The 942-nt window shown below is 29.6% G+C and carries 1 protein-coding gene; it reads right to left on the bottom strand.

The window, feature by feature from the left end:
- Positions 1-887 (bottom strand): tyrosine-type recombinase/integrase (locus tag SMSK597_RS12470; protein ID WP_000384884.1); only part of this gene is annotated, 887 nt, incomplete at its 3' end.
- Positions 888-942: the final 55 nt, after the last annotated feature.

Genomic DNA, 942 nt, shown 5'->3' with positions numbered 1-942 from the left:
TCAGAATGAATTACCGATACGGGATTAAAAGAACTAAGTATTTCTTTTTGTTTTGAATGAGATACGTGAGTATAGATTTGTGTGATTGATATAGAACTATGTCCAAGAATTTGTTGAATATATCGAATATCTACATCACTATCTAGAAGCATTGTCGCAAAGCTATGTCTAAACATATGCGGTGTAATAGTTCTAGAAAAGTTATTTTGTTCAACGATTCTCTTTATTACTAAACGTACACTTTGCTCTGACAATGGTTTAAGTGAATGTTTCCCTGGGAACAAGAAATCATTGGATTCATTTCTTGTTTTATTTATATATGTTTCTAATAAATTGAATGTTTTTTGATCTCCTAAAAATAAGATACGTTCTTTCTTACCCTTTCCTATAATATGGAGTGTCTTATTGGAAAGATTAATATCTTTGAGATGAATGTGGCAAAGTTCAGAAATTCTGATGCCTGTTGAAAGTAAAAGTGAAATAATTAGTAGATTTCTTTCAGCGTGTTGTTTTTGATAGTCAGTTTTAGATACAATTACTTTCTGTTCTAAATATATAAAAATGCTTTTCAGAATGTCATACGGAATCGTTTTAGGCAATACTTTTTCAGTTCTAAATTGAAAGCGCAATTGATTGAAGGGATTCTCTTCAATTATGTTCTGGTATTTTAGATAGTTATAAAACACCTTCATACAAGCAATTTTTCTTCTTAATGTATTCGTTTTTATGTTAGATCGTGTCAACTGTTCTATATAGGATTCGACATTATCATAGTCTGAGTTATAAAATTGCATAAGATCATTCTTATAAGCGCGAATCGTGTGCGAACTCAAACGCTTATGAGTTTTGCAATAATCTAAGTAAGTAGAAATAAGTTTATAATCCATAAAAATCTCCTTTATCAATAATCATGCTATTATAAACCTATTTGGGTGCTTTGTA

This window comes from Streptococcus mitis SK597 (genome assembly GCF_000148545.1).
Taxonomy (GTDB): domain Bacteria; phylum Bacillota; class Bacilli; order Lactobacillales; family Streptococcaceae; genus Streptococcus; species Streptococcus mitis_C.
The sequence above is the reverse complement of the archived record's forward strand: the minus strand, read 5'-3'. Positions and strand labels throughout refer to the sequence as shown.